Annotated in this window: 29 protein-coding genes; 2 read left to right on the plus strand and 27 right to left on the minus strand. The window is 63.5% G+C overall.

Translation table 11 applies throughout. The annotated features are described in order from the left end of the window. Window position 1: 1 nt before the first annotated feature. The 27 genes from rpsM to QNO10_RS11305 form a co-directional block, all read right to left on the minus strand. Window positions 2-379, minus strand: a complete 378-nt coding sequence (gene rpsM, locus QNO10_RS11175; RefSeq protein WP_227903828.1) for a 30S ribosomal protein S13 — start codon at window positions 377-379, stop codon at window positions 2-4. A gap of 199 nt (window positions 380-578) precedes the next feature. Continuing rightward, on the minus strand, window positions 579-692 hold the full coding sequence (gene rpmJ / locus QNO10_RS11180; protein WP_012397712.1) for a 50S ribosomal protein L36: 114 nt from the start codon (window positions 690-692) through the stop codon (window positions 579-581). Between the two features lie 84 nt (window positions 693-776). Then, window positions 777-998 carry a translation initiation factor IF-1 gene (gene infA, locus QNO10_RS11185; RefSeq protein ID WP_055239372.1) on the minus strand — a complete coding sequence of 74 codons (222 nt, stop codon included), beginning with the start codon at window positions 996-998 and terminating at the stop codon, window positions 777-779. Between the two features lie 551 nt (window positions 999-1,549). Then, window positions 1,550-2,374, minus strand: a complete 825-nt coding sequence (map, locus tag QNO10_RS11190; protein WP_229947309.1) for a type I methionyl aminopeptidase — start codon at window positions 2,372-2,374, stop codon at window positions 1,550-1,552. A gap of 47 nt (window positions 2,375-2,421) precedes the next feature. Continuing rightward, window positions 2,422-2,994: an adenylate kinase gene (locus tag QNO10_RS11195; RefSeq protein WP_229947307.1), complete on the minus strand. Its 573-nt coding sequence runs from the start codon at window positions 2,992-2,994 to the stop codon at window positions 2,422-2,424. Then, window positions 2,991-4,301 (minus strand): preprotein translocase subunit SecY, encoded by a 1,311-nt coding sequence (secY, locus tag QNO10_RS11200; protein ID WP_229947305.1) that lies wholly within the window; start codon window positions 4,299-4,301, stop codon window positions 2,991-2,993. The genes QNO10_RS11195 and secY overlap by 4 nt, the downstream gene beginning before the upstream one ends. Window positions 4,302-4,547: 246 nt before the next feature. Further along, on the minus strand, window positions 4,548-5,003 hold the full coding sequence (rplO, locus tag QNO10_RS11205) for a 50S ribosomal protein L15 (RefSeq protein ID WP_229947302.1): 456 nt from the start codon (window positions 5,001-5,003) through the stop codon (window positions 4,548-4,550). A gap of 1 nt (window position 5,004) precedes the next feature. Continuing rightward, a complete protein-coding gene (gene rpmD, locus QNO10_RS11210) occupies window positions 5,005-5,217 on the minus strand; it encodes a 50S ribosomal protein L30 (RefSeq protein ID WP_227918717.1) in 213 nt (70 codons plus the stop codon). After that, a complete protein-coding gene (gene rpsE / locus QNO10_RS11215) occupies window positions 5,217-5,897 on the minus strand; it encodes a 30S ribosomal protein S5 (RefSeq protein WP_229947301.1) in 681 nt (226 codons plus the stop codon). The genes rpmD and rpsE overlap by 1 nt, the downstream gene beginning before the upstream one ends. A gap of 29 nt (window positions 5,898-5,926) precedes the next feature. Next, window positions 5,927-6,310 carry a 50S ribosomal protein L18 gene (rplR, locus tag QNO10_RS11220; RefSeq protein ID WP_229947298.1) on the minus strand — a complete coding sequence of 128 codons (384 nt, stop codon included), beginning with the start codon at window positions 6,308-6,310 and terminating at the stop codon, window positions 5,927-5,929. 2 nt (window positions 6,311-6,312) lie between these two features. Next, window positions 6,313-6,849 (minus strand): 50S ribosomal protein L6, encoded by a 537-nt coding sequence (gene rplF, locus QNO10_RS11225; RefSeq protein ID WP_229947296.1) that lies wholly within the window; start codon window positions 6,847-6,849, stop codon window positions 6,313-6,315. Window positions 6,850-6,867: 18 nt separating this feature from the next. Further along, window positions 6,868-7,266 (minus strand): 30S ribosomal protein S8, encoded by a 399-nt coding sequence (gene rpsH, locus QNO10_RS11230; protein WP_146361106.1) that lies wholly within the window; start codon window positions 7,264-7,266, stop codon window positions 6,868-6,870. Window positions 7,267-7,356: 90 nt separating this feature from the next. Then, window positions 7,357-7,926, minus strand: coding sequence for a 50S ribosomal protein L5 (gene rplE / locus QNO10_RS11235; protein ID WP_229947294.1), 570 nt, complete (start codon window positions 7,924-7,926; stop codon window positions 7,357-7,359). Then, on the minus strand, window positions 7,926-8,285 hold the full coding sequence (rplX, locus tag QNO10_RS11240) for a 50S ribosomal protein L24 (RefSeq protein ID WP_229947293.1): 360 nt from the start codon (window positions 8,283-8,285) through the stop codon (window positions 7,926-7,928). The genes rplE and rplX overlap by 1 nt, the downstream gene beginning before the upstream one ends. Window positions 8,286-8,288: 3 nt before the next feature. Beyond that, window positions 8,289-8,657 carry a 50S ribosomal protein L14 gene (gene rplN, locus QNO10_RS11245; protein ID WP_055239356.1) on the minus strand — a complete coding sequence of 123 codons (369 nt, stop codon included), beginning with the start codon at window positions 8,655-8,657 and terminating at the stop codon, window positions 8,289-8,291. A gap of 394 nt (window positions 8,658-9,051) precedes the next feature. After that, window positions 9,052-9,357, minus strand: coding sequence for a 30S ribosomal protein S17 (rpsQ, locus tag QNO10_RS11250; RefSeq protein ID WP_283995865.1), 306 nt, complete (start codon window positions 9,355-9,357; stop codon window positions 9,052-9,054). Next, on the minus strand, window positions 9,354-9,683 hold the full coding sequence (gene rpmC, locus QNO10_RS11255; protein ID WP_269437801.1) for a 50S ribosomal protein L29: 330 nt from the start codon (window positions 9,681-9,683) through the stop codon (window positions 9,354-9,356). Before rpmC ends, rpsQ begins: the two co-directional genes overlap by 4 nt. A gap of 2 nt (window positions 9,684-9,685) precedes the next feature. Then, the gene (gene rplP, locus QNO10_RS11260) at window positions 9,686-10,102 is read right to left on the minus strand and encodes a 50S ribosomal protein L16 (protein ID WP_055239353.1); all 417 of its coding nucleotides are present in this window, start codon (window positions 10,100-10,102) and stop codon (window positions 9,686-9,688) included. After that, window positions 10,103-10,945 (minus strand): 30S ribosomal protein S3, encoded by an 843-nt coding sequence (gene rpsC, locus QNO10_RS11265; RefSeq protein ID WP_229947292.1) that lies wholly within the window; start codon window positions 10,943-10,945, stop codon window positions 10,103-10,105. Next, window positions 10,946-11,311, minus strand: coding sequence for a 50S ribosomal protein L22 (gene rplV, locus QNO10_RS11270; RefSeq protein ID WP_229947291.1), 366 nt, complete (start codon window positions 11,309-11,311; stop codon window positions 10,946-10,948). A gap of 38 nt (window positions 11,312-11,349) precedes the next feature. Beyond that, complete coding sequence (rpsS, locus tag QNO10_RS11275) at window positions 11,350-11,631, minus strand: 30S ribosomal protein S19 (protein WP_104052734.1); 282 nt, start codon at window positions 11,629-11,631, stop codon at window positions 11,350-11,352. A gap of 12 nt (window positions 11,632-11,643) precedes the next feature. Continuing rightward, window positions 11,644-12,483, minus strand: coding sequence for a 50S ribosomal protein L2 (rplB, locus tag QNO10_RS11280; protein WP_229947290.1), 840 nt, complete (start codon window positions 12,481-12,483; stop codon window positions 11,644-11,646). A gap of 30 nt (window positions 12,484-12,513) precedes the next feature. After that, entirely contained in the window at window positions 12,514-12,819 is a 306-nt protein-coding gene (gene rplW, locus QNO10_RS11285) for a 50S ribosomal protein L23 (RefSeq protein WP_229947289.1), read from the minus strand. Beyond that, window positions 12,816-13,430, minus strand: coding sequence for a 50S ribosomal protein L4 (gene rplD / locus QNO10_RS11290; protein ID WP_229947288.1), 615 nt, complete (start codon window positions 13,428-13,430; stop codon window positions 12,816-12,818). Before rplD ends, rplW begins: the two co-directional genes overlap by 4 nt. Window positions 13,431-13,434: 4 nt before the next feature. Continuing rightward, window positions 13,435-14,091 (minus strand): 50S ribosomal protein L3, encoded by a 657-nt coding sequence (gene rplC / locus QNO10_RS11295; RefSeq protein WP_229947286.1) that lies wholly within the window; start codon window positions 14,089-14,091, stop codon window positions 13,435-13,437. A 16-nt stretch (window positions 14,092-14,107) separates the two neighbouring features. Then, window positions 14,108-14,416: a 30S ribosomal protein S10 gene (gene rpsJ, locus QNO10_RS11300; protein WP_146361073.1), complete on the minus strand. Its 309-nt coding sequence runs from the start codon at window positions 14,414-14,416 to the stop codon at window positions 14,108-14,110. A 519-nt stretch (window positions 14,417-14,935) separates the two neighbouring features. Further along, window positions 14,936-15,067 (minus strand): hypothetical protein, encoded by a 132-nt coding sequence (locus tag QNO10_RS11305; RefSeq protein WP_269437800.1) that lies wholly within the window; start codon window positions 15,065-15,067, stop codon window positions 14,936-14,938. A 178-nt stretch (window positions 15,068-15,245) separates the two neighbouring features. On the opposite strand from QNO10_RS11305, the gene aroA reads away from it, so the two are divergent. After that, window positions 15,246-18,338, plus strand: coding sequence for a 3-phosphoshikimate 1-carboxyvinyltransferase (gene aroA, locus QNO10_RS11310; protein WP_229947284.1), 3,093 nt, complete (start codon window positions 15,246-15,248; stop codon window positions 18,336-18,338). Beyond that, window positions 18,335-19,582, plus strand: a complete 1,248-nt coding sequence (locus QNO10_RS11315) for an acyl-CoA dehydrogenase family protein (protein ID WP_229947283.1) — start codon at window positions 18,335-18,337, stop codon at window positions 19,580-19,582. The genes aroA and QNO10_RS11315 overlap by 4 nt, the downstream gene beginning before the upstream one ends. Window positions 19,583-19,590: the final 8 nt, after the last annotated feature.

Here is a 19,590-nt window from a genome sequence, read left to right on the forward strand (position 1 = left end):
TTTAGCGGCCGGCCTTCTTCTTACCGGCAACGGTGCGCTTCGGGCCCTTGCGGGTACGAGCGTTGGTCTTCGTGCGCTGTCCGTGGACGGGCATGCCGCGGCGGTGCCGGATGCCCTGGTAGCTGCCGATTTCGACCTTGCGGCGGATGTCGGCGGCCACCTCACGGCGGAGGTCACCCTCAACCTTGAAGTTGCCCTCGATGTAGTCACGCAGCTGAACGAGTTCAGCATCCGTGAGGTCCTTGACGCGAGTTTCCGGGCTGATGCCGGTCTCTACAAGGGTCTGCTCTGCACGGGTCTTGCCCACGCCGTAGATGTAGGTAAGCGCAATCACTACCCGCTTTTCGCGGGGAATGTCAACGCCAGCGAGACGTGCCATATCGGCGGTTCTCCTTTGGTTATTACCGGAGGTCTGAAGCAGTGCGTCCCTGTTGCCAGGTCCCCGGCCTCCGTACCGGGGGTATGCGTCACGCGTATAGACGCTGCACTGCCATATTGAATTAACTACGCGTGGGCTGATCCCTGAATCAGGGGCCCTCTTACCGTTGCCCTTGCGGACTCCGGAGCAGAAAGGCTGATTAGCCCTGGCGCTGCTTGTGGCGCGGGTTCTCGCAGATCACCATGACTCGACCGTTACGGCGAATCACCTTGCACTTATCGCAGATCTGCTTGACGCTCGGCTGGACCTTCATGGTTTTCCTTTGCGTGGTTGCAGGGTTGAGCTTGAACGGCCGGCACACCGGCAGTGCCGGTACGCTGTCCGTCTTTGCAGCGGTTTATTTGTAGCGGTAGACGATGCGACCCCGGGTGAGGTCGTACGGGCTAAGTTCCACCACAACGCGGTCTCCTGGGAGGATGCGAATGTAGTGTTGACGCATCTTTCCCGAGATGTGTGCGAGCACAATGTGGCCGTTGGCCAGCTCAACGCGGAACATCGCGTTGGGCAGGGCTTCGTTTACCGAGCCCTCGATCTCAATGACGCCGTCTTTCTTGGCCATATCCTCCGCTAACGTCTGTGTCCCCGGCAGATCACCGGAAACGGTTTTTCGAATGTGGCAGCTCCACCTGCCGGGCCAACCGCTTCGGCACACAAGGCATCGAAAGCGGTCAATCCGGGCACGAATGTAGAGACAACCAACAGATAACTCTACGGGAAGACCCCCCATAAGTTAAATCGCCCGCGCTGTCCAGTTCCTGCCGCGGGTGTTTCCCCACCCCGTCAAGGCCCCGGTGCGGTTGGTGACAATCCCGTCCGCCCCCGCATCCGCAGCTGCCGCCTACCGCGCCGGGCCAGCGTCCACGGATACACTGCGAGCCCGTCGGCACGCATCCGCAGGCCCGCAGCTCCGGCAAACGCCGGAAGGGTGTTCCCCGTGGCATCCCGCGTTGTTCACCCAGGGCCTGTTTGTCCACGGGCTGGGCGGGGCCCGTCCCGCATCCGCCCCGCATAAACAGTCAGGCCCCGTTCCGGGTGGGAACGGGGCCTGACTGTTTATCCTGCTGTATCCGCATGCTGTATCCGCCTGCGGATTACAGCTGCGGCGGATTCCTACGGAATCGGAACCGGTGTGACGCCCAGCGGTTCAAGCCGGGAGGCGCCGCCGTCGGGCGATGTGAGCACCCAGATCCCCTTTTCATGGATCGCAACGGAATGCTCCCACTGGCTGGACCGGCTGCCGTCTTCAGTGACAACCGTCCAGTCGTCATCGAGCGTGCGGGTGAGGATCTTGCCGCGAACCAGCATCGGTTCGATGGCCAGGCACAGCCCCGGACGCAGCTTGGGGCCGCGGTGTCCGGTCCGGTAGTTCAGCACATCCGGTGCCTGGTGCATTTCGCTGCCGATGCCGTGGCCGACGTAATCCTCCAGGATGCCCAGGCGCTTGCCCGGGACGCTGCTGACGTAGTCATCCACCGCCTCGCCGATGTCACCTACGAACTTGCCCTTAGCGGCGGCGGCGATGCCGTGCCACATGGCGTTCTCAGTGACGTCGGACAGGCGCTGGTCCTCGGGGTCGGGGGTGCCCACAATGACGGTGCGCGCCGAGTCCGAGTGCCAGCCGTTCACGACGGCCCCGCCGTCGATGGAGATGATGTCGCCGTCCTGCAGGACCCGGTCCCCCGGGATGCCGTGGACAACTTCCTCATTCACGGACGTGCAGACCGTGGCCGGGTAGTCGTAGTACCCCAGGAAATTGGAGGTGGCTCCCGCTTCCTTGAGTACCCGGGCAAACACCGCGTCGATTTCCCGGGTGCTGACTCCCACGTCGGCGGCCTTGACGGCTGCGTCGAGCGCGGAGATCAATACCAGGCCGGCGTCACGCATGATGCGCATCTGCTCGTTGGTTTTGTATTCGATTCGGGGTTGGCCGAACATGTGTCTTCTAACTTTTTCTAGCGGATAACTTGCAGCGCCGGGACTTCTTAGCGCAGGTCCTTCAAGGCTTCCATAACGCGCTCGGTGACTTCATCGATGGCACCGAGGCCGTCCACCCGGGTCACGATTCCGCGGTCCTCGTAGCGGGCCACGACGTCGGACGTCTGCTTCTTGTAGAGGTCCAGGCGGTGCCGGATAACGTCTTCGTTGTCGTCGCTGCGGCCTTCAACCTCGGCACGGCGCAGCAGCCGGGCAACCAGCTCGTCGTCGTCGGCGGTCAGCAGCAGCACTGCGTCGAGCTTCTGGCCGTTGCCGGCGAGGATGTCGTCCAGCTCCTCGACCTGCGCCACGGTGCGCGGGTAGCCGTCCAGGAGGAAGCCGGGCTCGACGTCGCCGTCGGCCAGCCGGGTGCGGACCATGGCGTTGGTGACGCTGTCCGGAACGAAGTTGCCGGCGTCGATGTACTTCTTGGCTTCTACGCCCAGGGGTGTTCCGCCCTTGACGTTCGTGCGGAAAATGTCGCCGGTCGATATTGCCGTGACACCGAGGCGGTCGGAAATCCGAGCAGCCTGAGTTCCTTTACCGGCGCCGGGAGGCCCGATAATGAGCATTCTTGTCATCGCAATAACCCTTCGTAGTGACGTTGCTGGAGCTGCGCGTCAATTTGTTTAACCGTTTCCAGTCCCACACCAACCATGATGAGGATTGACGTTCCGCCGAACGGGAAGTTCTGGTTAGCTCCAACCAACACCAGAGCAATCAGCGGGATCAGGGCGACAAAGCCCAGGTACAGGGCGCCGGGCAGCGTGATCCGGGAGAGCACGTACTGCAGGTATTCGGCGGTGGGGCGGCCTGCCCGGATGCCCGGGATGAAGCCGCCGTATTTCTTCATGTTCTCCGAGACCTCGTCCGGGTTGAACGTGATGGAGACGTAGAAGTACGTGAAGAAGACGATCAGCAGGAAGTACACCAGCATGTACAGCGGGTGGTCGCCGCTGACGAGGTAGTTGTTGATCCATACCACCCAGCCCGGAGGCGTTCCTTCGCTGGGCGTATTGAACTGCGCCAGCAGGCTCGGCAGGTAGAGCATGGAGGACGCGAAGATCACGGGGATCACGCCGGCCATATTCACCTTGATGGGAATGTAGGTGTTCGTGCCGCCGACGGTCCGCCGGCCGATCATCCGCTTGGCGTACTGCACCGGGATGCGGCGCTGCGACTGTTCCACGAAGATGACCAGGGCAACCGTCAGGACGCCGACGGCGATCACGGCCAGGAAGATGGTCCAGCCCTGGGCGCTGAGGATGGCACCGAGTGCGCTGGGGAAGGATGCGGCGATCGAGGTGAAGATCAGCAGCGACATGCCGTTGCCCACGCCCTTCTCCGTCACGAGTTCGCCCATCCACATGATGACGCCGGTACCGGCGGTCAGGGTGACGATCAGGAGGAGGATGGTGACCAGGTTGTCGTCCGGGATGACCGGCAGGGTGCACTGGTTGTTGAAGAGTGCGCCCGAGCGGGCCAGGGAAACGACGGTGGTTGCGTTAAGCAGGCCCAGCGCGATGGTGAGGTACCGCGTGTACTGGGTCAGCTTGGACTGCCCCTGCTGGCCTTCGTCATAGAGGGCCTGGAAGTGGGGGATCACCACGCGCAGCAGCTGAACAATGATGCTGGCGGTGATGTACGGCATGATGCCGAGGGCAAAGATGGAGACCTGCAGCAGCGCACCGCCGCTGAAAAGATTGACGAACTGGTAGATACCACCCGAGGTGGCACCCAGATTCAAGCACTGCTGCACATTGCCGTAGTCAACACCCGGGGCCGGGATAAAAGCACCCATGCGGAAGATAGTGATGATTCCCAGCGTAAACAACAGCTTGCGTCGCAGATCCGGCGTCCGGAAAGCCCGGCCAATAGCGCTAAGCAAGCGTCCTCCTGAGGTTTGGAAAGTCCAATGCGGACTTGTGACAGAAACAGAGTCTAGCCGCTCGCGGCCCGTACTGCGTTAACGGCGTACGGAGCGCGGTAGTTGCCTTAAACGGAACTGAACTCCCGGCGGACCGGGTTGGGTCCGCCAGGAGTTCAGTGGTGAATCAGTGGATCGTGCAGCCCTCCCCCGCCGGGCGCCTTACGCGTCCGGCAGGGGTGGGCAGCAGAACCGCCACGCAGGTCTTTAGACCGCGGTGGTGGATCCGCCGGCTGCAGCGATCTTTTCGGCAGCGCTGGCGGAGAAGGCGTTGGCCGAGACATCAACCTTGACGGTGATGTCGCCGGAGCCGAGAACCTTCACGGGCTGGTTCTTGCGAACCGCACCCTTGGCAACCAGTGCTTCGATGGTCACGGCGCCGCCTTCGGGGAACAGCTCCGAGATCTTGTCCAGGTTAACAACCTGGAACTCGACCCGGAACGGGTTCTTGAAGCCGCGCAGCTTCGGCAGGCGCATGTGCAGCGGAAGCTGCCCGCCTGCGAAACCGGCCTTGATCTGGTAGCGGGCAGCCGTACCCTTGGTACCGCGGCCTGCCGTCTTACCCTTGGAACCTTCACCGCGGCCTACACGGGTCTTGGCCGTCTTGGCACCGGGTGCCGGACGCAGGTGGTGGACCTTGAGAGTCTTGATTTCTTCGGGCATGTTACTTCGCCTCCTCAACCTTCACGAGGTGCGGAACCGTGTTGATCATGCCAACGGTCACGGCATCAGCAGTACGGACAACAGAGTCGCCGATGTGCTTGAGGCCAAGTGAACGCAGCGTGTCGCGCTGATTCTGCTTACCACCGATGGTGGACTTGATCTGAGTGATTTCCAGCCGAGCCGTGCTAACGACAACGTTCTTCGGAGTCGACATCAGGCACCTGCCTTCTGCATGTTGCGGAGCATCGCGTAGGGAACAACCCGGTCGAGCGGAAGGCCGCGGCGTGCTGCCACTGCCTGGGGCTCTTCGAGGCGCTTCAGCGCGTCAACCGTGGCGTGCACGATGTTGATCGCGTTGGAGGACCCGAGCGACTTGGACAGGACGTCGTGGATACCGGCGCATTCGAGAATGGCACGGACCGGACCACCGGCGATAACGCCGGTACCCGGGGAAGCCGGACGCAGCAGGACAACGCCTGCGGCAGCTTCACCCTGGACGAGGTGCGGGACGGTTCCACCGATGCGGGGGACGCGGAAGAAGGACTTCTTGGCTTCTTCAACGGCCTTCGCGATAGCGGAGGGAACTTCCTTTGCCTTGCCGTAGCCAACGCCGACCATGCCGTTGCCGTCTCCGACAACAACGAGGGCGGTGAAGCTGAAGCGACGGCCACCCTTGACCACCTTGGCAACGCGGTTGATGGTCACGACGCGTTCAATGAACTTGTCCTTCTCATCGTTGCGTCCGCCATCGCGGCCACCGCGGCCACCGCGTTCTCCGCGGCCTCCACGGTCGGAGCCGCGCTGCTCGCCCCGACGTCCGCCGCGGCGGTCGTCAGTGGCGGGAGCTGCAGCGTCCTTGGTCTCAGTTGCCTCAGCAGCTGTAGCTTCAGTCACCTGATTTTCCTTTTCCTTGTTTACCTCGGTCACAGTGCCAGCCCACCTTCACGTGCGCCGTCTGCAACTGCAGCAATACGGCCGTGGTAGCGGTTACCACCGCGGTCAAAGACAACGGCTTCGACGCCGGCGGCCTTGGACCGCTCAGCGACGAGCTCGCCGACGCGCTTGGCCTTGGCGGTCTTGTCGCCGTCCAGTGCACGCAGGTCCGCTTCCATGGTGGAGGCGGAGGCCACGGTTACGCCGCGGCTGTCATCGACAACCTGGACGAATACGTGGCGGGCCGAGCGGTTGACCACGAGGCGCGGACGAGCCGCGGTCCCGGAAATCCGCTTGCGGATACGCAGCTGGCGACGGCTGCGCAGGGCAGACTTGCTCTTGCTGTTTCGCTTCTTATTAATGCTGATGGCCATGGTTACTTACCAGCCTTTCCGACCTTGCGGCGGACAATCTCGCCGGCGTAACGAATACCCTTGCCCTTGTACGGGTCGGGCTTACGCAGCTTGCGGATGTTGGCGGAAACCTCGCCCACCTGCTGCTTGTCGATACCGGACACGGTGACCTTCGTCGGGCCAACCACGGTAAGCGTGATGCCTTCGGGGGCCTTGACGGGGACCGGGTGGCTGTAGCCCAGGGCGAACTCGAGGTCCGAGCCCTTCGCTACAACGCGGTAACCGGTACCAACGATTTCCAGGTCCTTCTTGTAGCCCTCGGTCACGCCGGTGATCATGTTGCTGATCAGCGTGCGGGTCAGGCCGTGGAGGGAGCGGGATTCGCGCTCGTCATTCGGGCGGGTAACGGTGATGGTGCCGTCTTCAAGCGATGCGGTGATCGGGCTGGGCACAGTGTGGCTCAGCTCGCCCTTCGCGCCCTTGACGGATACAACGTTGCCGTTGATGGCGATATCTACTCCGGCAGGAACCGGGATGGGCAGACGTCCAATACGTGACATTTTTCTTTCCCTTCCCTGCTACCAGACGTAGGCGAGGACTTCCCCACCTACGCCCTTCTTGGCGGCCTGACGGTCGGTCAGGAGACCTGACGACGTCGACAGGATTGCGATACCCAGGCCACCCAGCACGTGCGGCAGGTTGGTGGACTTCGCGTAAACACGGAGACCGGGCTTGGAGATGCGGCGAACGCCGGCGATGGAACGCTCGCGGTTCGGACCGAACTTGAGATCCAGGGTCAGCTTCTTGCCAACCTCGGCCTCTTCTTCCTTCCAGCCGGCGATGTAGCCCTCGGCCTTCAGGATGTCAGCAACGCGCGCCTTGAGCTTGCTGTAAGGCATGGACACGGAATCGTGGTATGCCGAGTTTGCATTGCGCAGACGCGTGAGCATATCTGCGACAGGATCTGTCATTGTCATTTGGGCTCTTGCCCTCCCTCGTAACGGTTTCCTGCAGGAGTTCCGTGCGGCTTGGCCTCACGGGTCTCCGTCGGACCTGTTACGTAGTAATTAATCTTCGGATTTGAACGGGAAGCCGAGCGCCTTCAGCAGCGCGCGTCCCTCGTCATCGGTCTTTGCAGTGGTAACCACGGTGATGTCCATGCCGCGTACGCGGTCGATCTTGTCCTGATCGATTTCGTGGAACATCGACTGCTCGGTCAGACCGAACGTGTAGTTGCCGTTGCCGTCGAACTGCTTGCCGTTCAGGCCGCGGAAGTCACGGATACGGGGCAGTGCCAGGGTGACCAGACGGTCCACGAATTCCCACATGCGGTCGCCGCGCAGCGTAACGTGCGTACCGATCGGCATGCCTTCGCGCAGCTTGAACTGGGCGATGGACTTGCGGGCCTTGGTGACCTGGGGCTTCTGGCCCGTGATCTGGGTAAGGTCGCGGACAGCACCGTCAATGAGCTTGGAGTCCTTGGCGGCATCTCCAACACCCATGTTCACGACGACCTTGACGAGGCCGGGAACCTGGTTGACGTTCGAGTAGTTGAATTCGTCCTGCAGGGTCTGCTTGATCTCCGCTGCGTAGCGGGTCTTCAGACGGGGAACGATCTTGGTGACAGTCTCAGTCATTAGAGGTCCTTCCCAGAGCCCTTGGCCACGCGGATACGCACAATGCGCTCACGGCCATCTTTTTCGACGGTTGCGGTGCGGAAGCCAACGCGGGTCGGCTTCTTCGTCTCCGGGTCGACAATGGCGACGTTGGAAACGTGGATCGGGGCTTCGACAACCTCGATGCCGCCGGTCTTGGAACCGCGGGAGGACTGGCCAACCTTGGTGTGCTTGGTGACGCGGTTGATGCCCTCAACGAGGATGCGGTTGCTCTCGGGGAAGACCTTCAGGACCTTGCCCTGCTTACCGCGGTCGCCGCCGCGCTCAGCCTTTGCGCCGGTGATGACCTGAACGAGGTCACCCTTCTTGATTTTTGCCATGGACTACAGCACCTCCGGAGCCAGCGAAATGATCTTCATGAACTTCTTGTCGCGAAGTTCGCGGCCAACGGGCCCGAAGATACGGGTACCGCGGGGGTCGCCGTCATTCTTCAAGATCACTGCAGCGTTCTCATCGAACTTGATGTAGGAACCGTCCTGGCGGCGGCGTTCCTTCTTGGTACGGACGATGACGGCCTTGACCACGTCGCCCTTTTTGACGTTGCCGCCGGGGATTGCATCCTTGACGGTGGCAACAATGGTGTCGCCAATGCCTGCGTAGCGACGGCCGGATCCACCGAGAACGCGGATGGTCAAGATTTCCTTGGCACCCGTGTTGTCGGCGACCTTCAGTCGCGACTCCTGCTGAATCACTTATTACTCCTGTCGTCGCGCCGGTTCTCTAATGAGCCTTGCGGAACGGATATGGGTGGACCCCGTAATACTGGTACTCAACGCCGGCTCTGCGGGCCACACGCCAGTGCGGCCGCGTTGCGGCGTCGAACAAGATTATCGGGCTTTTGTCTCATTCGGCGGTGAGGAAACAGTGCCGGGTCCTGGCCGGATTCCTTGTCGGACTTCCGACCGGACTCTGGACACACTTCCGCACCACACAGACAAGATTTCAAGTTTATCGCGAAAAGGCCCCGGATGCGAAATCGAAGATGATAACGCGGCCGGGGCCCTCACGCTGTGGACGGTGCCGGTGTGTCCCAGACTCAAAGCCTGGTTCACACCGGCGGGCCGGCCGGTACTTCTTACTACTAGGTTACTTGGCCTTTTCGAGGATCTCGACCAGGCGCCACCGCTTGGTAGCGGACAGCGGCCGGGTCTCGGCGATCAGCACGAGGTCACCAATGCCGGCAGCGTTCTGCTCGTCATGGGCCTTGCGCTTCTCGGTCCGGCGAATAACCTTGCCGTAAAGGGCGTGCTTTACGCGGTCTTCAACCCGGACGACGATGGTTTTGTCCATCTTGTCCGAGACCACGTAGCCGCGTGCGGTCTTCCGGTACCCGCGGGCATCGGCGCCGTTTGCGTCAGTTGTCACTGCTGCCTCATTCTTGTTTTCGCTCACTTGGCATCATCCTCAGCGACCTTGGCTTCAGCTTCAGACTCAGTAGCCTTCTTCTTGGACTTCTTCGGTGCCTCAGCTGCTGCTTCCGGTACGGAAACGGCAACGTCGGGACGAATGCCCAGTTCACGCTCACGCAGCACCGTGTAGATGCGGGCGATGTCGCGCTTGACTGCGCGCAGACGACCGTGGTTCTCCAGCTGACCCGTGGCCGACTGGAAACGGAGGTTGAACAGCTCCTCCTTGGCCTTGCGCAGTTCCTCTACGAGACGGTCCTTATCGAAGCCGTCCAGCTGCTCAGTAGTCAGCTCTTTTGATCCAACTGCCATTTCTATTCACCACCCTCGCGACGCACAATGCGTGCCTTCAACGGCAGCTTATGGATCGCCAGGCGCAGTGCCTCACGAGCTACCTCTTCGGAAACACCGGAGAGTTCGAAGAGAACCCGGCCCGGCTTGACGTTTGCAACCCACCACTCCGGAGAACCCTTACCGGAACCCATACGGGTTTCAGCAGGCTTCTTCGTCAGCGGACGGTCCGGGTAGATGTTGATCCAGACCTTACCGCCGCGCTTGATGTGGCGTGTCATGGCAATACGTGCAGCTTCAATCTGGCGGTTGGTGACGTATGCAGGCGTCAGAGCCTGGATACCCCACTCGCCGAAGCTGACGGCAGTGCCGCCGGTTGCAGCGCCGGAGCGACCCGGGTGGTGCTGCTTACGGTATTTGACTCGACGTGGGATAAGCATTTAAGCCTGTCCTCCTTCTGCTGCGGGGGCAGCTGCCTCAGCGGCCGGAGCCTCTGCAGCAGCAGGCGCGGCGGCTTTGTCGCCACGCTCGGGACGACGACGGCGGTCGCCGCCACGGTCACCGCGGTCGGCCGGGCCGCGGCCCGGACGGTCGTTGGTGCGTCCGCGGGACGGTGCAGCAGCCTGCTGTGCAGCCAGTTCCTTAGCGGTAACGTCGCCCTTGTAGATCCAGACCTTTACGCCAATGCGGCCGAAGGTGGTCTTGGCTTCGAAGAAACCGTAGTCGATCTGCGCGCGGAGGGTGTGCAGGGGCACACGGCCTTCGCGGTAGAACTCCGAACGGCTCATTTCAGCGCCGCCCAGACGGCCGGAGCACTGGATACGGATACCCTTGGCGCCTGCACGCTGTGCGGACTGGATGGCCTTCTTCATCGCACGGCGGAAAGCCACGCGGGAAGAGAGCTGCTCAGCAACACCCTGGGCAACCAGCTGTGCTTCCATCTCGGGGTTCTTGACCTCGAGGATGTTCAGCTGGACCTGCTTGCCGGTGAGCTTTTCGAGCTCGCCGCGGATGCGGTCCGCTTCGGCGCCGCGGCGGCCGATCACGATGCCCGGACGTGCAGTGTGGATATCCACACGGACACGGTCGCGGGTGCGCTCGATCTCAACCTTGGCGATGCCGGCGCGGTCCATGCCGGTGGACATCAGCTGACGGATCTTGATGTCCTCGCGGACGAAGTCCTTGTAGCGCTGGCCCGGCTTGTTGCTGTCAGCAAACCAGTGCGATACGTGGTCAGTGGTGATGCCGAGTCGGAACCCGTGCGGGTTTACCTTCTGTCCCACTTAGCGTTCCTCCTCGTTCGTAGGGGTTGCGACTACCACGGTGACGTGGCTGGTGCGCTTGTTGATGCGGTACGCGCGGCCCTGGGCCCGCGGCTGGAACCGCTTCATGGTGGGTCCTTCATCAACAAATGCTTCGCTGATGAAGAGGTCACCTTCGTCGAAGGCCACGCCGTCACGGTCCGCGAGGACACGTGCATTGGCCATAGCCGACTGAACTACCTTAAGTACCGGCTCCGAAGCTGCCTGGGGGGCAAACTTCAGAATTGCCAGAGCCTCATTCGCTTGCTTGCCACGAACAAGGTTGACGACGCGCCGGGCCTTCATAGGCGTTACGCGGATATGACGCGCAATTGCCTTGGCTTCCATTGCTTTCCTTCTCTCGTCTTCTGCCGAAAGAGCAGCGCCTAGCGGCGCTTGCCCTTGCGGTCGTCCTTCACATGGCCGCGGAATGTCCGCGTCAGAGCGAATTCGCCGAGCTTGTGCCCGACCATCGACTCGGTGACAAACACCGGAATGTGCTTACGTCCGTCGTGTACGGCGATCGTGTGCCCGAGCATGTCGGGGATGATCATCGAACGGCGGGACCACGTCTTGATGACGTTCTTGGTGCCCTTTTCGTTTTCGGCCGCTACCTTGAGAAACAGGTGCTGGTCGACGAAGGGGCCTTTCTTCAGGCTGCGTGGCATGTTTCCAGGCTCCTATCGCTTGTTCTTGCCGGAACGACGGCGACGCACAATGAGGTTGTCGCTCTCTTTATTGGGACGGCGGGTACGGCCTTCGCGCTTACCGTTCGGGTTGACCGGGTGGCGTCCACCGGAGGTCTTACCTTCACCACCACCGTGCGGGTGGTCGACCGGGTTCATGGCGACACCGCGGACGGTCGGGCGAACGCCCTTCCAGCGCATACGGCCGGCCTTGCCCCAGTTGATGTTCGACTGCTCGGCGTTGCCGACCTCGCCGACCGTGGCGCGGCAGCGCACGTCAACGTTGCGGATTTCGCCGGAAGGCAGACGCAGCTGGGCGAAGCGGCCTTCCTTTGCAACGAGCTGAACGGATGCACCGGCGGAGCGGGCCATCTTGGCGCCGCCACCCGGACGCAGTTCAACGGCGTGGATGGTGGTACCCACGGGGATGTTACGCAGGGGCAGGTTGTTGCCGGGCTTGATATCAGCACCGGCACCGGCCTCTACGAAGTCGCCCTGCTTCAGCTTGTTCGGAGCAATGATGTAACGCTTGGTGCCATCAACGTAGTGCAGGAGCGCAATGCGGGCGGTGCGGTTCGGATCGTATTCGATCTCTGCAACGCGGGCGTTAACGCCGTCCTTGTCGTGGCGGCGGAAGTCGATCAGACGGTACTGACGCTTGTGTCCACCACCCTTGTGCCTGGTCGTGATCTTACCGGTGTTGTTACGGCCGCCCTTTTTGGGCAGCGGACGTACCAACGACTTTTCCGGCGTCGACCGCGTGATTTCGGTGAAGTCGGCTACGCTCGAGCCGCGACGGCCCGGGGTAGTCGGCTTGTATTTACGGATTCCCATTATTTATTCCTCGTTAAAGTGGTCTCCGCCCTAGCTGAGCGGACCGCCGAAGATGTCGATTGTGCCGTCCTTGAGGGTGACAATGGCGCGCTTGGTGTTCTTGCGCTGTCCCCATCCGAACTTGGTCCGCTTACGCTTACCGGCACGGTTGATGGTGTTGATCGAGTCGACCTTGACGGAGAAGATTTTCTCCACGGCCAGCTTGATCTCGGTCTTGTTCGAGCGGGGGTCGACCAGGAAGGTGTACTTACCTTCGTCGATCAGGCCGTAGCTCTTTTCCGAGACGACGGGTGCAAGCACTACGTCGCGCGGGTCCTTCACGGTGGTCGCACTCACTTGGCGTCCTCCTTGACTGTGTTCTTGCCGACGAACTCGTCGTAGGCAGCCTTGGTGAAGACCACGTCGTCGGAAACCAGCACGTCGTAGGTGTTCAGCTGATCTACGTAGATCACGTGAACTTCCGGGACGTTGCGCACGGACAGTGCAGCAACATCGTTGGCGCGCTCGATGACGACGAGCAGGTTCTTGCGGTCCGAAACCGAACGCAGGGCGCTCAGTGCATCCTTGGTGGACGGCGCAGTGCCGGCAACCAGGGTTTCGAGGACGTGGATACGGCCGTTGCGTGCCCGGTCCGACAGGGCGCCGCGCAGTGCAGCAGCCTTCATCTTCTTGGGGGTGCGCTGGCTGTAATCGCGGGGCGTCGGTCCGTGGACCACGCCGCCACCGGTCATGTGGGGAGCACGGATGGAGCCCTGACGAGCCCGGCCGGTGCCCTTCTGCTTGAACGGCTTGCGGCCTGCGCCGCTTACCTCGGCGCGCGTCTTCGTCTTGTGCGTACCCTGGCGGGCGGCTGCAAGCTGAGCAACTACCACCTGGTGGAGCAGCGGTACGTTCGTCTGAACGTCGAAGATCTCTGCGGGGAATTCAACAGTGGTTTCGTTAGCCATGAGACTAATCTCCCTTCACGGCGGTGCGTACGAGGACGACCTGGCCGCGGGCGCCGGGAACGGCACCCTTGATCAGCAGGAGCGACTTCTCGGCGTCCACACCGTGAACCGTGAGGTTCATGGTGGTGTGACGGACGCCGCCCATGCGGCCCGCCATCCGAACGCCCTTGAAGACGCGGCCCGGGGTGGATGCGCCACCGATGGAACCCGGCTTACGGTGGTTCTTGTGCGCGCCGTGGGAGGCACCGACGCCGTGGAAGCCGTGACGCTTCATGACGCCTGCGAAGCCCTTACCCTTGGAGGTTCCGGTGACGTCGACCTTCTGGCCGGCAGCGAACATCTCGACGGAGAGTTCCTGTCCCAGCTCGTAGGTGTCGGCATCGGCGGTACGCAGTTCAACTACGTGGCGGCGCGGCGTGACGCCGGCCTTTTCAAAGTGGCCAGCCAGCGGCTTGGTCACCTTGCGCGGATCGATCTGGCCGTAGCCGATCTGAACGGCGGTGTAGCCGTCCTTTTCCGCGTTGCGCAGCTGCGTGATGACGTTGGAGTCAGCCTGGACGACGGTTACGGGGATGAGCTTGTTGTTCTCGTCCCAGACCTGGGTCATGCCGAGCTTGGTGCCCAGCAGTCCCTTTACCTGGCGTGTAAGTGAAGTAGACATAAGTATCCGCTCTCCCCTACAGCTTGATTTCGATGTTCACGTCTGCAGGCAGGTCGAGACGCATGAGCGAGTCAACGGCCTTAGGCGTGGGGTCAATGATGTCGATCAGACGCTTGTGCGTGCGCATTTCAAAGTGCTCGCGGCTGTCCTTGTACTTGTGCGGCGAACGGATAACAACGTAAACGTTCTTTTCCGTGGGCAGCGGCACGGGGCCTACTACCGTTGCGCCTGCACGCGTGACCGTCTCAACGATCTTCCGTGCTGATACGTCGATGACCTCGTGGTCGTACGACTTCAGCCGGATGCGGATTTTTTGTCCCGCCATGGCGTCGTGCCTCTTTCTTCGAGTATTGCTCTCTGTACAGTTTTTGCACCGAACTGCCTTACGGCCTGGCGCCCCTCCAACAGACTGAATCCGGATAATTCCGGGTTCCTCACCCTGCCGAGGCTCCGACCCCCGCGCTCGGGCGTGTCGCGGTGTTGAGACCGACGACGCCGAGCAAGAATAGGGGCGGGTTATATATGGGCTCTTTCCCTGAAGGATCCGACCCTGCATCAGGCATTATCCTGACCGGGACGCAATCTCACCACTGCCTTGTTCCTGCTCATCGCAGGAACCTGGGCGCATGTGGGCACAAAAGCGCTTGAACAACTTCTCTAGTCTGCCAGACTCAGGCACGGATGGCTAATTGGCATCCGACCCGAAGGGGTTCCTGAATCCAGCGCACGCTGTCCCCTGTGGTTCCGTCTCCGGGGTGGAACCCTGGAGCTGGTCCGGGCCCCCATTGGATGGGCAGCGTGTTACTGCGACCAGTCTAACGCACCCCCGGCAGGGGCGGGAAAGTCAGGCCCTGTCGTCCCGGTTGGCCCGGCGGATGCGTTTCGCCCGGTCGATCTCGGGACGGAAGCGTTTCCGGGACCACGCCGTACCTGCGGCGACTGCAGCCACGATGACCAGGAGAATAAGGATTTCCATCCTCCGAGCCTAGCGGAGGTCCGGTGCGGCGTCAGCGGGAGCCCCCGCAGGAGACCGAATCCGGCCAGCCCGTATCCCTGTCTGCAGGAAGGCTGTTCCAGCCCGCATAGCGAACTGGTAGCGTCGGCCCACGACGGCTCAGCTGGAGGAGCCCGGACGACAGGAAGGCCTTGCGGCCATGTATCTTTCGGTCCTCGGAACGCACACAGGTATTTCCGGAACGGTGCAGGTTCCCAACTCCAAGTACCACGCCCACCGGGCACTCATCCTGGCTTCGCTCGCGCACGGAACCACCCGCATTTCCGGCCTGACGGACGCACGTCATGTGCAGTACACGGTGGCGATGCTGCGGCAGCTCGGCACGGTGGTCGAAGCGCAGGGTGACACCTTCGTGGTGCACGGCGGGCCGTATCAACCGCGGCGGGCCAGTGTTTCCGCCGGCAGCTCCGGAACCACCCTGTACTTTATGGCCGGGCTTGCGGCACTGGGGACGCGCGACGTCGTCGTGACCGGCCAGAAGTACTTCCAGCGCCGTCCCCTGGGACCATTGCTGGCTGCCCTCCGTGCCATGGGCGTGGACGTTACCTCGCCCGATGGCTGCCCTCCCCTCCGGGTGGCTCACGGACGGCCACAGGGCGGCGAGGTGCGGATAGCCGGGACGCTGTCGCAATGGATTTCGGGCCTGCTGCTGCTGGCACCGTTTGCCCGTTCCGAAACCACCGTGGTGGTGGAAGGAGAGCAGAACGAAAGCAGCTACATCGAACTCACGCTCGCCATGATGGCCCACTTCGGATTGCAGGTGGAAGCTTCTTCAGACTTCCGGCACTTCCGCGTCCAGCCGAACCAGCAGGCCGTTCCCGCCAATCTGCGGATGCCGCCGGATATCGGATCCGCGGCCTTCGGACTCGCCGCTGCAGCCCTGCACCCGGCCGACGTCTCCCTTGCCGGCCTGAGGTCCACCTCATCCGCAGGCTCGGACCATCCCGAGGCGGACTTCCTGGACCTGGCCGGTGACATGGGGGTGCCCATGACCTACGACCAGGCTGCGGACGCGGTGCGCGTCCGGCATTCCGGCCTGGACCTGCAGCCAATCGACGTGGATTGCCGGCGTGTGCCGGACATGCTTCCGGTCCTGGCGGTCATGGCGTCCTTCGCCCGGGGCCGCAGTGTGTTCCGGAACATTGACCACGTCCGGATGAAGGAGTCCGACCGGGTCGCTGCCATGCTGCAGCTTAACTCCATGGGTGCGGACCTGGCCGTGGAGGGGTCCACCCTGACGGTGCGCGGTGCCGGCAGCCTGGGCGGCGCCGATCTCTCCTCCTTTAACGACCACCGGGTGCTGATGTCCCTGGCCGTGGCCGCTTCCGCCGCGGAAGGACGGAGCACCCTGACCTACCCGAACGCGTACCGCATTTCCTACCCCGAGTATCTGCAGGCCATGACCACCTTCGGACTGCGGATGCAGGTGGTGGAGGGCACCATCCGCCGTCCCGGCCCCAGGCGCCCGGTCCGGACCGCGCGCGGAAGCCGCCTCCGGACCATTACCGGCCCGGCGGACGTGGACGCTGCGGCATCCGTGCCCGGGCCCGACTGGGTACGCCGGTGGGCGGCGGAGCGGCCCGGCGAAACGGCAGTGGTCGACGGCGGTGCACGCGCCTCCGGGCATCTCACCTGGGCGGAACTCGACCTGCAGGCCGACCGTGCCGCGGCGGCGCTGGGCCGGCTGGGGGTGCAGCCGGGCGAACAGGTGGCCTTCCAGCTGCCCAACCGCAGCGAGTTCGTTGTCCTCACCGTGGCCATCCTGCGCCTGGGCGCCGTCGCCGCCCCCATCATGCCGATCTTCCGCCAGCGGGAGGTCGCGCTTGCGCTGCACCGGGCCCGCGCCCGCGTCTTCGTGGTGATGCAGGAATACCGGGGGCGGCGGCCTGCTGACGAACTGGCGGGTCTGCTGCAGGGCGGTGACGGAACCGAAGCCACCCGGGACCTGTCCGTAGCGGAGATCCTTGTACTGCGCGATCCGGAAACACGCACTCCTCTCCCCCAGTCGACCGGAGGACGGCGGTTCACGGACTGGGACGCGGCACTGGAAGCGGCACCCGAAGCGGCACCCGAGGGATCCGGAGCCCTTCCCGGACCGGCCGCGGGAGGCCCGGCGGGCCCGGCCGCCGGCGATCCGGCCCAGCTGCTGTTTACCTCCGGAACCTCCGGGGAGCCCAAGGGCGTGGTGCACCGGCACGGAACCCTGAGCCGGGCCGCCGCCATGGAGGCCGCGCATCTGGGCCTGACCAGCGACGACGCGGTCTTCATCCCCTCACCGCTGGCCCACCAGACCGGTTTCCTTTACGGCATGTGGCTCGCGTTTGTGCTGGGCTGCCCGCAGGTCCTGCAGCCGGTGTGGGATGCCGAACACGCACTGAAACTGATGCGGGGCTGGCGGGTGACCTTCGTCCAGGCGGCCACCCCGTTCCTCACGGACCTGGTCCACGCGGTTGACGGCGGCGCGCCCGCACCTTCCAACCTGCGCATCTTCGTCGCCACGGGTGCAGCTGTTCCCAGGCACCTGTCCGAGCGGGCCACCCGGGTCCTGGGCGCCGCCGTCTGCGGTGCGTTCGGCACTACTGAAACCTGTCTGGGTACGTTGGCCTCGCCCCGGGATGAGGCCGTGAAGGTGTGGGGCACCGACGGCCGGGCACTCGAAGGAGTGCGGACCCGGATTGTCGACGACGACGGGCATCTCCTGCCGCCCGGGGTTGAGGGCAACTTCGAACTTCTCAGCCCGACCGTCTTCGACGGCTACCTTGACCGGCCGGACCTGACCAAGGAAGTGTTTACCGAAGACGGCTGGTACCGCACCGGCGACACGGCCGTCCTCGACGGCACCGGCTTCCTGCGGGTCACCGGGCGGGTACGCGACATCATCAACCGTGGAGGGGAGAAAATCCCAGTGGCGGAGATTGAGCAGCTGCTCTACCGGCATCCCTCGGTCCGGGATGTTGCACTCGCTGCCATGCCGGATGAACGGCTCGGTGAGCGGGCGTGCGCCTTCGTAGTCGCGGTACCGGGGGCGGCTCCGCAGCTGGCCGATCTCGCTGTCTTCCTCGACCGGCACCGGGTTTCCCGGCACTACTGGCCGGAGCGCCTGGTGCTGGTCGAGGCCCTCCCCCGCAACGCCGTCGGCAAGGTGCAGAAGTACCTGCTCCGGGAAGCGGCGCGGGGTTTTTCCGGCTCGAAGCCGGCAGGTGTGTTTCCCGTAGACAGGAGCAGCCTATGACCGCCACGGCCATGAGCGCCGACGGCCGGGGCAGCAGTATCCCGGAACCGGAATACCGCGCTCTGCTGGCAGCCGTGACGGCATGGGTGGAAGGTCCCGGTGAGGACTGGGCGACCCGCATTGAAGCCACCGGCTGCGTGCCCGATGCTCTCTGGAAGGAGCTGCGCGGGGCCGGTTTCCTCTCCCTGGCAGCCCCGGAGGTCCTCGGTGGCCGGGGGCTGAGCTTCCTCCAGTGGATGGGACTCATGGAGGTCTTCTCCCGGTCCCACGCCTCAATCCGCATGATTGTCCACGTGGTCAACGGCACCTGGCGGGCCATGAATCCGTATGCCGATGAGGTGCAGCGGGAAAAGTTCGTCCGTCCGTCCGTCACCGGGGACGTGGTGGTTGCGTTCACGTTGACCGAGCCGGACAACGGCACGGGTGCAGACATTACCTCCAGCGTGCGGCGGGAAGGCGCCATCTATTACCTCACGGGCCGCAAGCATCTGATCACCTTCGGTGTGCGCTGTGACTACTGGCTGCTTTTCGCCCGGCTCGCGGGGACCACGGGCAGCGACGGCACCGTGGCGCTGCTGGTGGACCGGCATGCGCCCGGCATCGAAGTGGAAGACACCTCGCAGACCATGGGGGTCCGCGGCACTGACCATGCCTCCCTCGCTTTCACGGAAACCCCCGTTCCCGTCACCAACCGCCTGGGCGCGGAGGGAGACGGCCTGGCGGTCGCCCTGGGCGGTTTCCTCACGCCCAGCCGCATCTCCGTCGCCATGAGCTGCGTCGGGCTGGCCCAGCGTGCCCAGCAGCTCGCCGTCGCCTATGCCCTGGAGCGCACCACGTTCGGGAAGCCGCTGGCCACCCGGCAGGCCGTTGCCTTTGCCCTGGCGGAAAACGCCGCCGACATCGAAGCGGCCCGCGCCCTGACCCTGCACGCGGCCTCCGCCTGGCAGGACGGTACCGCCGACGCCGGGGCGCTGTCCTCCATGGCCAAGCTCACCGCCGTCGACATGCTCACCCGGGTAACCGACAAGGCGCTTCAGGTCCATGGCGGCATTGGGTACTGGAAGACCACGCCCATCGAGCGCGTTTACCGCGACGCGCGGGCGCAGCGCTTCGAAGAAGGGACGAATGAGATCCAGAAAACGGTGATAGCCCGGAGCATCTTCAACCAGGCCCGGCTCCAGCCACCTCCATCCGGTGACGGCCTTATTTCCCGGCCCGCAGCGGCACCGGCTGCCCGCCCCTGACGGCGCAG

The sequence above is a fragment of the Arthrobacter sp. zg-Y919 genome (assembly GCF_030142045.1).
Classification (GTDB): Bacteria; Actinomycetota; Actinomycetes; order Actinomycetales; family Micrococcaceae; genus Arthrobacter_B.

What these genes read in the sequence shown, in the direction of transcription:
- infA (WP_055239372.1), bottom strand. Translation starts at nt 998, where the DNA reads ATGGCCAAGAAAGACGGCGTCATTGAGATCGAGGGCTCGGTAAACGAA.
- rplO (WP_229947302.1), bottom strand. Translation starts at nt 5,003, where the DNA reads ATGCCCGAAGAAATCAAGACTCTCAAGGTCCACCACCTGCGTCCGGCA.
- rpsH (WP_146361106.1), bottom strand. Translation starts at nt 7,266, where the DNA reads ATGACAATGACAGATCCTGTCGCAGATATGCTCACGCGTCTGCGCAAT.
- aroA (WP_229947284.1), top strand. Translation starts at nt 15,246, where the DNA reads ATGTATCTTTCGGTCCTCGGAACGCACACAGGTATTTCCGGAACGGTG.
- rpmJ (WP_012397712.1), bottom strand. Translation starts at nt 692, where the DNA reads ATGAAGGTCCAGCCGAGCGTCAAGCAGATCTGCGATAAGTGCAAGGTG.
- rplB (WP_229947290.1), bottom strand. Translation starts at nt 12,483, where the DNA reads ATGGGAATCCGTAAATACAAGCCGACTACCCCGGGCCGTCGCGGCTCG.
- rpsS (WP_104052734.1), bottom strand. Translation starts at nt 11,631, where the DNA reads ATGCCACGCAGCCTGAAGAAAGGCCCCTTCGTCGACCAGCACCTGTTT.
- rplX (WP_229947293.1), bottom strand. Translation starts at nt 8,285, where the DNA reads ATGGCAAAAATCAAGAAGGGTGACCTCGTTCAGGTCATCACCGGCGCA.
- QNO10_RS11315 (WP_229947283.1), top strand. Translation starts at nt 18,335, where the DNA reads ATGACCGCCACGGCCATGAGCGCCGACGGCCGGGGCAGCAGTATCCCG.
- rplR (WP_229947298.1), bottom strand. Translation starts at nt 6,310, where the DNA reads ATGGCCATCAGCATTAATAAGAAGCGAAACAGCAAGAGCAAGTCTGCC.
- rplD (WP_229947288.1), bottom strand. Translation starts at nt 13,430, where the DNA reads ATGGCTAACGAAACCACTGTTGAATTCCCCGCAGAGATCTTCGACGTT.
- rpmD (WP_227918717.1), bottom strand. Translation starts at nt 5,217, where the DNA reads ATGTCGACTCCGAAGAACGTTGTCGTTAGCACGGCTCGGCTGGAAATC.
- rplF (WP_229947296.1), bottom strand. Translation starts at nt 6,849, where the DNA reads ATGTCACGTATTGGACGTCTGCCCATCCCGGTTCCTGCCGGAGTAGAT.
- rplP (WP_055239353.1), bottom strand. Translation starts at nt 10,102, where the DNA reads ATGCTTATCCCACGTCGAGTCAAATACCGTAAGCAGCACCACCCGGGT.
- rplC (WP_229947286.1), bottom strand. Translation starts at nt 14,091, where the DNA reads ATGTCTACTTCACTTACACGCCAGGTAAAGGGACTGCTGGGCACCAAG.
- rplE (WP_229947294.1), bottom strand. Translation starts at nt 7,926, where the DNA reads ATGACTGAGACTGTCACCAAGATCGTTCCCCGTCTGAAGACCCGCTAC.
- rpsJ (WP_146361073.1), bottom strand. Translation starts at nt 14,416, where the DNA reads ATGGCGGGACAAAAAATCCGCATCCGGCTGAAGTCGTACGACCACGAG.
- rpsM (WP_227903828.1), bottom strand. Translation starts at nt 379, where the DNA reads ATGGCACGTCTCGCTGGCGTTGACATTCCCCGCGAAAAGCGGGTAGTG.
- QNO10_RS11195 (WP_229947307.1), bottom strand. Translation starts at nt 2,994, where the DNA reads ATGACAAGAATGCTCATTATCGGGCCTCCCGGCGCCGGTAAAGGAACT.
- QNO10_RS11305 (WP_269437800.1), bottom strand. Translation starts at nt 15,067, where the DNA reads ATGGAAATCCTTATTCTCCTGGTCATCGTGGCTGCAGTCGCCGCAGGT.
- rplV (WP_229947291.1), bottom strand. Translation starts at nt 11,311, where the DNA reads ATGGAAGCCAAGGCAATTGCGCGTCATATCCGCGTAACGCCTATGAAG.
- map (WP_229947309.1), bottom strand. Translation starts at nt 2,374, where the DNA reads ATGTTCGGCCAACCCCGAATCGAATACAAAACCAACGAGCAGATGCGC.
- rpmC (WP_269437801.1), bottom strand. Translation starts at nt 9,683, where the DNA reads ATGGCAGTTGGATCAAAAGAGCTGACTACTGAGCAGCTGGACGGCTTC.